This window comes from Candidatus Krumholzibacteriota bacterium, from assembly GCA_016931295.1.
In the GTDB taxonomy this organism is placed as follows: Bacteria; Krumholzibacteriota; Krumholzibacteriia; order Krumholzibacteriales; family Krumholzibacteriaceae; genus JAFGEZ01.
This window is the reverse complement of record JAFGEZ010000034.1, coordinates 134,009-143,093: the sequence shown is the minus strand read 5'-3', so window position 1 is coordinate 143,093 and position 9,085 is coordinate 134,009. Positions and strand designations below refer to the sequence as shown.

The 9,085-nt window shown below is 65.4% G+C and carries 11 protein-coding genes and 2 tRNA genes; all 13 read right to left on the bottom strand.

The genetic code is table 11. The features are described 5' to 3' along the window. Positions 1-76: 76 nt before the first annotated feature. Entirely contained in the window at positions 77-634 is a 558-nt protein-coding gene (locus JW876_09115; GenBank protein ID MBN1885665.1) for a M23 family metallopeptidase, read from the bottom strand. A gap of 8 nt (positions 635-642) precedes the next feature. Further along, a tRNA-Pro gene (locus tag JW876_09110) sits at positions 643-720 on the bottom strand. 105 nt (positions 721-825) lie between these two features. After that, the gene (locus JW876_09105) at positions 826-1,323 is read right to left on the bottom strand and encodes a small multi-drug export protein (GenBank protein ID MBN1885664.1); all 498 of its coding nucleotides are present in this window, start codon (positions 1,321-1,323) and stop codon (positions 826-828) included. A 2-nt stretch (positions 1,324-1,325) separates the two neighbouring features. Next, positions 1,326-1,928: a protein-L-isoaspartate(D-aspartate) O-methyltransferase gene (locus tag JW876_09100; protein ID MBN1885663.1), complete on the bottom strand. Its 603-nt coding sequence runs from the start codon at positions 1,926-1,928 to the stop codon at positions 1,326-1,328. A 23-nt stretch (positions 1,929-1,951) separates the two neighbouring features. Next, positions 1,952-2,701: a 5'/3'-nucleotidase SurE gene (gene surE, locus JW876_09095; GenBank protein ID MBN1885662.1), complete on the bottom strand. Its 750-nt coding sequence runs from the start codon at positions 2,699-2,701 to the stop codon at positions 1,952-1,954. Between the two features lie 56 nt (positions 2,702-2,757). After that, complete coding sequence (locus tag JW876_09090; GenBank protein ID MBN1885661.1) at positions 2,758-3,435, bottom strand: glycosyltransferase family 2 protein; 678 nt, start codon at positions 3,433-3,435, stop codon at positions 2,758-2,760. 1 nt (position 3,436) lies between these two features. After that, complete coding sequence (locus JW876_09085; GenBank protein MBN1885660.1) at positions 3,437-4,312, bottom strand: lysophospholipid acyltransferase family protein; 876 nt, start codon at positions 4,310-4,312, stop codon at positions 3,437-3,439. Continuing rightward, positions 4,279-4,355: transfer RNA gene (locus tag JW876_09080), tRNA-Pro, on the bottom strand. Before JW876_09080 ends, JW876_09085 begins: the two co-directional genes overlap by 34 nt. A gap of 65 nt (positions 4,356-4,420) precedes the next feature. Then, positions 4,421-4,786, bottom strand: coding sequence for a MerR family transcriptional regulator (locus JW876_09075; GenBank protein MBN1885659.1), 366 nt, complete (start codon positions 4,784-4,786; stop codon positions 4,421-4,423). Positions 4,787-4,803: 17 nt separating this feature from the next. Continuing rightward, positions 4,804-5,838, bottom strand: coding sequence for an NAD(P)-dependent glycerol-3-phosphate dehydrogenase (locus JW876_09070; protein ID MBN1885658.1), 1,035 nt, complete (start codon positions 5,836-5,838; stop codon positions 4,804-4,806). Then, entirely contained in the window at positions 5,838-6,452 is a 615-nt protein-coding gene (gene plsY / locus JW876_09065; protein MBN1885657.1) for a glycerol-3-phosphate 1-O-acyltransferase PlsY, read from the bottom strand. The genes JW876_09070 and plsY overlap by 1 nt, the downstream gene beginning before the upstream one ends. 2 nt (positions 6,453-6,454) lie before the next feature. After that, positions 6,455-7,771 carry a ribosome biogenesis GTPase Der gene (gene der, locus JW876_09060; protein MBN1885656.1) on the bottom strand — a complete coding sequence of 439 codons (1,317 nt, stop codon included), beginning with the start codon at positions 7,769-7,771 and terminating at the stop codon, positions 6,455-6,457. After that, positions 7,768-9,075: a DUF512 domain-containing protein gene (locus tag JW876_09055; GenBank protein MBN1885655.1), complete on the bottom strand. Its 1,308-nt coding sequence runs from the start codon at positions 9,073-9,075 to the stop codon at positions 7,768-7,770. Before JW876_09055 ends, der begins: the two co-directional genes overlap by 4 nt. Positions 9,076-9,085: the final 10 nt, after the last annotated feature.

Sequence of the window (9,085 nt, the reverse complement as noted above, 5' to 3'; positions counted from 1 at the left end):
TGGATCTCGTCGATTTCGCTTTTCATGGTTCCTTCACTGCGCACGTACACAGTTAACTACACTATTCACCCAATCGTCAAATGTAATCGAGAGGATCGAGCGCTTTACCCTCTTTTCGAATCTCGAAGTGGAGGTGAACGCCGGTTGCATTCCCTGTCCTCCCGACCGTCCCGATGACGGTCCCCACCTTGACCGATTCTCCCATTTTCACGGCAACATTCGAGAGATGTCCGTATACGGTGCTCACACGCCCGCCGTGGTCGATAATGATGAGCTTACCGAATCCGCGCTGTCGCCCCGCGAATGTCACCGTACCCGCGGCTGCCGCGAGAACCTCCTCCCCCGCCCGCGCCTTGATATCAACCCCGTAGTGAAATTCCTCCCTGTTGTATCGGGGATCACGGCGCAATCCGAATCTGCTCGTAATCCTGGATTCTTTGTAATTCCGCAGCGGGGCCGAAAAGGCTATCCCAATCTTGGAATCGTTCGCGGTGCCGGAAGACCGCTCCTCGGTCCGCCGCTGCCCACTGGATGTGCTCCCACGATACTTGGGTGATGGGGTGCAGCCTAGTGCCAGAGGGAGAAGCACAAGCAGCATCACGAAAGAAAACGAATGAACGATCCGTTCATGCATTAGATAAATGGTCGGGGCGACTGGATTTGAACCAGCGACCTCCTGCTCCCGAAGCAGGCGCGCTAACCGAACTGCGCTACGCCCCGACACATCGGCAAACATAACACGCCCGAAAGTCAAAAACAATCGATTTCGACCGGCCGGCGGGTGGCCTGACGCCGCGCGAGGCGGCCGATCCTCCGCGTTTCCCCTCACCGGACACGTGACAGCCCCCAGAAGGAGATGACGCCGAGGCTGGCGAGGGTGACGACGATTCCAGCGACCAGGATACCGGCGAAGACGGCGGGGATCGATTTCCTGAGCGGGAGACGGAAGAGATAGGCGGCCGCGCATCCCGTCCACGCCCCCGTCACGGGGAGCGGAATGCCGACGAAGAGGACGAGGCCGAGTATCTCGAAACGCTCGATCATCCTTCCCCGTCGACGAGCGCGCTCGAAGAGCCAGGTGAAGAAGCGATCCCACGAGGGCCATCTGCGCAGCCGCGTGGATACCGGCTCGAGGAGAAGGAGGATCGGGATCACGGGAAGGAAATTCCCGATGACGGCGAAGAGATACGCTTCGCGCCATCCAAGGCCGTAGGAGGCGATCGCGATCGGGATCGCCCCGCGGAGCTCGAAGATGGGCAACATGGCGATCAGGACCGTCATGATCCGCGCAGACGCGGCGTTCAGTGCGAGAAGCAGCGGCATGGTCAGCAGATTCCCTTCTTCAGCGGAACGAATGCGCATTCCTGCAGTCGTTGCTCGTCGATGGCCCCGTCGCGGCGACGGTAGAGGACGATCTGTTCGGACTGGTCGGCGATCGGCGCGATGAGGAGTCCCCCCTCGGCGAGTTGTCCGAGCAGGAGATCCGGGCGGCCCTTGACGGCCGCCGAGACGATGATCCGGTCGAAGGGCGCGTAGTAATCCCAACCGTGCCAGCCGTCCCCCGTTTTCAGCCTGATGCGGCCGGTCTCGATTTCCTTGAGTGCCGTCTCGGCCTTCTCCGAGAGCCGTTTGACACGCTCGATCGAGAAGACGTCCCTCGCGAGCAGGGAGAGGATCGCCGTCTGGTAACCCGACCCGGTCCCGATCTCGAGCACCTTGTGCGTCCGGTCCGGATCCAGGGTCTGGACCATGAAGGCGATCGTGTAGGGCTGCGAGATCGTCTGTTGGAACCCGATCGGGAAGGAGCAGTCGTCGTATGCACGCGCGCCGAGCGCGGGATCGACGAAGAGATGCCGCGGCACGCGCATGAAGGCGTCGAGGACGGGCTTCGACGCGATGCCGCGCGCGAGGAGCTGCTCGGTCACCATGCGACGACGGGCGATGCGGTAGTCTAGGGCGTTCCCCATGCCAGCTTCCGTCTCTCCAGGTTGAAGATCTCCTTGAAGTCGGTCAGGTCGATCCGCAGGGGCGTGACCGAGATGCAGCCGTCGCGGACGGCCGTGATGTCGTCCTTCGCCTCGCTGCTCCAGCCCGGGTGTCCTCCCCCGATCCAGAAGTAGTCCCTGCCGCGCGGGTCCTTTTTCGGAACGATCATGTCGTCGTAGACCCGGGAGCCGAGTTTCGTGACGCGGTAGCCCGCGATCTCCTCGGCGGGAATCGCCGGGACGTTCACGTTCCACAGCCCGGGAAGGGTTCCGCTCTCCTCGAGCATGCGGACGGCGAGGTACCGGGCGGCCTCGGCAGCCGGGCCGAGCGGGGCGGGTTCCCACGAAGCGAGCGAGATGGCGATCGACGGGATCCCGAGCATGTGCCCCTCGATCGCCGCGGCCACGGTCCCCGAGTAGTTGACGTCCTCCCCCATGTTCGGCCCCCGGTTGATCCCCGATACGAGGAGGTCCGGTTTCCCCTTCAGGAGACTCTTGACGGCGAGCAGGACGCTGTCCGTGGGCGTTCCGCTCACCGCGTACCTTCCCGGCGCGATCTCCTCCATGCGCAACGGCTTGTCGAGCGTGATCGCGTGGCTCGTCGCGCTCTGCTCGAGCGCCGGGGCGACGATGACGGTCTCGCCGATGCCGGCGAGGGCTTCGGCCAGGGCGACGATCCCGTCGGCGCCGACACCGTCGTCGTTGGTGACGAGTATGAGTTTCCGTCCAGACAGATCGCTACCTCTCTCTCGCGTCTCCGGGAATGGGAATCCTACCAGAAGAGGGACCGTACGACCAGCACCAAAAAGCGCCAGGTGTCCCTGCCGGGGCGGATCTTGCTTTGCTCGGCGCCGTAGATGGTGGGAATGGAAACCGAGCCGAATGAGGCCCCCGCCCGCGCCCCCTTGATGAGCAGCTCGCTTTCCGTCTCGAAGTGGCTCGTGACGAGACGGACGCGCCGCAGGAGTTCCGTGCGGACGAGGCGGAAACCGGACTGGGAGTCGGCGATCCGGACCCCCGCCCGCGCGGTGACGACGGCGGAGGTGACGCGATTCGTCAGGCGCCGGAGAGCCGGCATGCCCGTCGTCTCCCCCATGCGGCTGCCGATAACGATGTCGAGCGCACGCGCGTCCATCTCCTCGACGAACCGGGGCATCAGGGACGTGTCGTGCTGCCCGTCCGCATCGACGGTGAAGACGGCCCGGGCGACTCCCTCCGAGACGAGCAGATCGAAGCCGCTCCTGAGAGCCGCGCCCTTGCCGCGGTTCGCTGCGTGTCGGACGACGCGCGCCCCTTCCGCGGCGGCATTGCGGGCCGTGCCGTCGAGGGAACCGTCGTCGACGACGACGACGAGCGACGGATCGAGATGCGACGTCACCGCGCGCACGACATCGCCGATCCGCTTCTCCTCCTCGAACGCGGGAATGACGGCGCCGATCCGGTCGAGCATCTCAATCCCCCTCCAGCCAGACGTGATCGAAGGCGAACCACTGCTCGGGATTCTCACGGACGAAAACCTCGAGGCGCCGGACGCACGCCTCGACGATCGACGCGGTATCCCCCGTCGAATCGATTGGATCGTCAACGAGGATCTCTATCGCGCCGTCGACTCCGTACCGGCATCGGCACGGGAAGAGCGGGGCTCCCGCCCTGGCGGCAAGCACGACGTGACCGTCGGGGAGCATGGCGCGGCGTCCGAGGAACGTCGTTTCCACCCCCCTGCCCGCGAGGTTCCGGTCGACGAGGAGGACGACGATCTCGCCCCGGTGCAGGGCATCGAGAAGCCGCGTCGTGCTTTCCCCCGGCGCGTGCTCGGCGATCCCCCACGAGCGGCGCCGCTCGCCGAAGAAGCGGGTCACCGCCGGGGACTGGTGTTCGAGCGCGACGGTGTTGAGTTGGTATCCGAGCGACGAGATGTACGCCCCCGCGGCCTCCCAGGGCCCGAGATGCGGAAGGAAGAGGATCGCGCCCCCTCCCCGGGCGAGCGCTTCGTCGAGGCGCCCGCGGCCCTCGAAGCGGCAGGAAGCCAGGAGAGCCTTGCCGCGATCGGAGCCGAGCATCAGGAAATCCCCCGTCGAACGAGCGAAGAACCGGAACACCTCGATCGTCGACGCGCCCGATCCCGCGGCGTCGAGATTCCGCCTCGTGTTTCCGCGCACGCGGGGGCGGAAGAAGTGGAACAGGCGGGCTATCATGGATTCGAAGGCCGAGGAAACGCGACGGGGGGCCCGCCGGACGATGAAGGCGGAGAACCGGTATGAGAGGTATGCCAGCATACGGTGGAGACAGAAACTGGTCGGGGCGACTGGATTTGAACCAGCGACCACTTGCCCCCCATGCAAGTGCGCTACCGGACTGCGCCACGCCCCGACCACGGCATAATGTATCACCGGGGGCCGCCCGAAACAAGCGGAAAAGCTCGCTCGCCGCCGTCTCTACAGGCGCTCGACGAGTTCCCTGAGCTCGACCAGGTCGTTCCTGATCGAGATCAAAACGCTCCGCTTCTCGGGATCGGCGAACGGTATCGCGAGCTGCTCGATGAGCACGTCCGGGTTGTTGTTGCTCTCCCGGAGCTTCTGCCGCGCCCCCTGGATCGTGAAGCCCTTGTCGTAGAGAAGGCTCCTGATGGTCAGGAGGTACTTGATGTCCCTGACGCGGTAGGTCCGGTTCCCCGCGCGGTTCTTCCTCGGCTTGAGCGCGGGGAATTGCGTTTCCCAGTACCGCAGGACGTGCGGCTTGACGTCGAGAAGGCCGCTGACCTCGCCGATCGAGTAGTACAGCTTCTGTTCGGTCCGCTTCATCGTGACTCGTTTCGACTCTACGTCCACATCTCTCGCTTCGCCTTGCGCATCATGAGGTCCCGGATGGCTTCCATCGGATCCTTGTCGTGAAAGAGGACCTCGTAGACCTGTTCGGTTATGGGCAGCTCGACGCCCGCGCGTTTCGAGAGCTCCTTCGCGGCGCGCGTCGTCTTGACCCCCTCCGCGACCATGACCATCTCGTCGAGGATCTCCCGGAGCGTCCGGCCCTTGCCGATCTCCTCGCCGACGTGACGGTTCCTGCTGTGCCTGCTCATGCAGGTGACGACGAGATCGCCCACGCCCGCCAGACCGATCAGCGTCTCCTCCCGGGCGCCGAGCTTGATGGACAGGCGTCTCGTCTCGGCCAGCCCCCGCGTGATGAGGGCCGCCTTCGTGTTGTCCCCCAGGCCGAGCCCGTCGCAGATCCCCGCCGCGATCGCGATGGTGTTCTTCAGGGAGACGCCGAGTTCGACCCCGACGAGATCGGTGTTCGTGTAGACGCGGAAGAACTCGGTCATGAAGAGATCCTGCACATCCTTGAGGACGGCGCTGTCCGGGCCGGCGACGACGATCGACGTGGGCATCCTCCGGCTCACTTCCTCGGCGTGGCTGGGACCGAGGAGCCCGACGATGCGCGCTGTTGGCAGGGGGAGTTCCTGGCCGAGGACCTCGCTCATTCGATTGAGCGTTTCCTCTTCGAGCCCCTTGGATGCGTTCACGACGGTGACGTCCGGATCGAAGGCCGGCGACGCGGCCACGAGACGGGCGACGGCCCGCATCGTGTGGCTTGGCGTGACGAAGAGCAGGTGCGTCGCGCCGCCGATCGCCTCGTCGATCGAGGAAGTGATCGCGATCGTTCGCGGAATCGGCAGTCCCGGCAGGAAGCGCGCGTTCTCCCCGTCCCGGCGGAGACGGTCGGCCTGCTCGGGATAGAATTCCCAGAGACGTGTCTCGATGCCCTTGCCGTCCAGCAGGAGCGCAAGCGTCGTTCCCCACGAGCCGGCGCCGATGACCGCGACCCGTTCCTTTTTCGTTCGTTTCGAGGCACTCATCAGAATATCCGTTTCTCTTCGCCGCGAGCGAGCCGCCTGATGTTTCCCCGGTGGGTAAACAAAATCAGCAGCGTCACGGCGACTGCCAGTAATTGCACTGCGACGTGCCCCTCCCTGTCGAGATACCTGTTCTCGAAGAGCACCGCGAACGGGAGCAGTGCGGACGCGATCATGCTGGCGATCGAGACGATGCGGGACAGAAGCAGGACGACGATCCATACGCCGATGCAGAACGCGACCGCCCAGGGCGCGAGGGCAAGGAACGCGCCGGCCGTCGTCCCCACGCCCTTGCCGCCGGAAAAACCGATGAATACGGAGTAGTTGTGCCCGATGACGACGACGAGGACGGCGAGCATCCCGTACCAGATCCCCGGGCCCCCGAATGTCGAGAAATACCTGACCGCGATGAAGCCCTTGATGATGTCGAAGGCGAGCACCGGAACGGCGGCGCCGGGTCCGAGCACGCGGAAGGTGTTGGCCGCGCCGAGGTTACCGCTTCCGTGCTCCCGGAGGTCGATTCCGCGGACGAGTTTCCCCACCACGAAACTCGACGGGATCGCCCCGATCAAATAGCTCGGCACAACGACCATTGCGATACGCAGGAGCAGATCCATCCTCACCTCTCCTTCGATTTCAGCGAGATTGTAATGGCTGTCCCCTCGAAGGTAAACAGGTTTCTCAGGCTGTTGTTCAAATAACGTATATAGGAGCGAGGAAAATACGCTGCTTTGTTCACAAAGAGGGTGAAAGTCGGCGGTTCCACGCCCGTCTGGGTGCCGTAATAGATCTTTCCCGTGCCGGTGCGGTAGAACTTCGGCGGATTCGAACCGGTGATCGTCTCGAGGACGCGGTTCAGCTCGGAGGTGGATATCCGCGCGTTCCGCGCCTCCTGGATGCGGACGCAGAGGGGGAAGATCCGGTCGAGGCGCTGGCCGGTGAGGGCCGAGATGGTGAGCACCGGCGCGTACGAGAGGAAGGCCATCTCCTCCCGGACCGCCCTCGTGAAGCGTGCGGCCGTCGAATTGTTCTTCTCGACGAGGTCCCACTTGTTGACGAGCACGGCGACCCCCTTGCGGGCGCGATGTCCCTCGGCGGCGACACGGACGTCCTGGCGGGAGATCCCCGCCGTCGCGTCGAGCATCACGAGCACGATGTCCGCGAAGCGGACGCTCCGCAGGCTCTTGAGGGAGCTGATCACGTCGAGTCCCGGCTCCGTCCTGGCCTTCCGCTTGACGCCGGCCGTGTCGACGATCAGTATCTCCCGGTCGTGCCACCGGATGCGGATGTCGATGCTGTCCCTCGTGGTGCCCGGTTCCTCGGAGACGATGTGTCGGTCCTCGCCGAGCAGGGAGTTCACGAGAGAACTCTTGCCGACGTTCGGCTTGCCGACGATCGTGACCCGGAGGGCCGGATCCTCGGCGGCGACTTCTCCTTCCGGAAATCGCTCAACGATCGCGTCGAGAAGGTCCCCCACTCCCCCGCCGTGCAGCGCGCTCACCTCGAAAACGGGTTCGATGCCGAGCGAATGGAACTCGTGCACGTTCCATCGGTCGGCGTCCGCCTCGACCTTGTTCACGGCGAGGATCATCCGGTCGCGGAATTCGCGGAGCGCCTTGAGGAGGCGTCCGTCCTCGGCGGTCGGGCCGGTGTCGACGTCGGCCACGAAAAGGATGACGTCGGCGCGCCCGGCCGTCCTGACGATGCGGTCGGAGATCTGCGGCTGCAGGGGATCCTCGTGCGCCTCGGCGAAGCCTCCCGTGTCGACGAGGTCGAACGCGCGGCCGTTCCAGTCGGCCCGCACCTGCATCGTGTCACGCGTTACCCCCGGCGTCTCGTGGACGATCGCGAGCCGCGATCCCACGATGCGGTTGAAGAGGGTCGATTTGCCCGAGTTGGGCTTGCCGACGATGGCGACGACCGGTGGACGTTTCATCGCGATCCCTTCCGGGGTCCGCAGCGGCCGATGACCCCGGGCTCGAGGAAATGTTGCCGCGCGGCGATCACGCGGCGGCCGAGCTCGCGCGCCAGCGATGCCGGCGTCGATTCGTCGAGAAACCGACCCTCGTGGTTGAGGACGTTCGGCGGCAGCACGAGGCAGCGGTCGGCATCGGCCTCTCTCGCCGCGGCCGCGATGTCCGCTCCCGCCAGCAGACCCGACACCGTCACGCACGATCCGAAGAGGCGGTTCGTCACTACGAGCGGCGCGACGTCGATGCGCGGACCGAGCGGCGCGAGGATCGGCTCGATGTGGCGCCGGAACAGGCGGCCTCCCAGTTTCCCCGTGACCAGCAGGAGCCGAGCGTTCCCCCGCCAGCGAGAGAGCCGCGCCGCGCGCCTGGCCGTCTCGTCGATGAAGACGCGCGCCATGCCCACGCCGTTCGAGAGCTGCGGGAAGTCGCCGTACCATTCGGCCGGCGGGATCCGCCGGTTGGCGGCGAGAAGGATCTCGTCGGCGAGATAGAGGAAGGGATCGCCTCCGGTTCGCTCGGCGAACCTCCCGCGCATCGATTCGGCGACACGGACGAGCTCGCCTGACATCGCGGCGCCGGGACGCGCGAGACGCGCTAGCCCCCGACGGTGCCGGGTGAGCCCGACGGGGACGATCGATGTCGACGCGACGTTCGGCCAGAGCGAGAACAGGCCCTCGACGGTGCGTTCGAGAACTTCGCCGTCGTTGTATCCCGGAACGAGAACGATCTGCGCGTGCATCGTGACGCCGCCGCGCGCGAGCCGCCTCATGGTGCGTAAGATGTCCGATCGCATCGGCCGGCCGAAGAGACGTTCTCGAACGTCGCGGTCGAGGGCGTGGACGGAGACGTAGACCGGCGAGAGTCCGTATTCGACGATCCGATCGATGTCTTCCCCGGAGACGTCGGCGAGGGTCACGTAATTGCCGAAGAGGAAGGAGAGCCGGTAGTCGTCGTCCTTCGCGTAGAGGGACTGCCGCAGGCCGCCGGGCATCTGGTCGACGAAGCAGAAGACGCACCGGCTCCGGCAGCTCCTGAAACGCAACTCCTCGAGACGCAGGTCCGCCGCCGCAACGGTCTCAGCGCGCAGGCGCCGGCGCGCCGTGCGCCCGTCGACCCGCCTGACCGCGTATTCGGCGCTCTCCTCCCCCGCCGGAAGGAACAGGACATCGAGCTGATCCTCGACCGGCCTGCCGTCGATCGAGAGGATCTCGTCGCCGGCCCGGAAGAAACCGCTCGTGCCCCCGATTGCATGGATCTTGACTGGCATTGTTGGATAA

Coding starts and splice junctions, on each gene's coding strand:
- JW876_09115 (MBN1885665.1), bottom strand. CDS start 634: ATGCATGAACGGATCGTTCATTCGTTTTCTTTCGTGATGCTGCTTGTG.
- JW876_09105 (MBN1885664.1), bottom strand. CDS start 1,323: ATGCCGCTGCTTCTCGCACTGAACGCCGCGTCTGCGCGGATCATGACG.
- JW876_09100 (MBN1885663.1), bottom strand. CDS start 1,928: ATGGTGACCGAGCAGCTCCTCGCGCGCGGCATCGCGTCGAAGCCCGTC.
- JW876_09090 (MBN1885661.1), bottom strand. CDS start 3,435: ATGCTCGACCGGATCGGCGCCGTCATTCCCGCGTTCGAGGAGGAGAAG.
- JW876_09075 (MBN1885659.1), bottom strand. CDS start 4,786: ATGAAGCGGACCGAACAGAAGCTGTACTACTCGATCGGCGAGGTCAGC.
- JW876_09070 (MBN1885658.1), bottom strand. CDS start 5,838: ATGAGTGCCTCGAAACGAACGAAAAAGGAACGGGTCGCGGTCATCGGC.
- plsY (MBN1885657.1), bottom strand. CDS start 6,452: ATGGATCTGCTCCTGCGTATCGCAATGGTCGTTGTGCCGAGCTATTTG.
- der (MBN1885656.1), bottom strand. CDS start 7,771: ATGAAACGTCCACCGGTCGTCGCCATCGTCGGCAAGCCCAACTCGGGC.
- JW876_09055 (MBN1885655.1), bottom strand. CDS start 9,075: ATGCCAGTCAAGATCCATGCAATCGGGGGCACGAGCGGTTTCTTCCGG.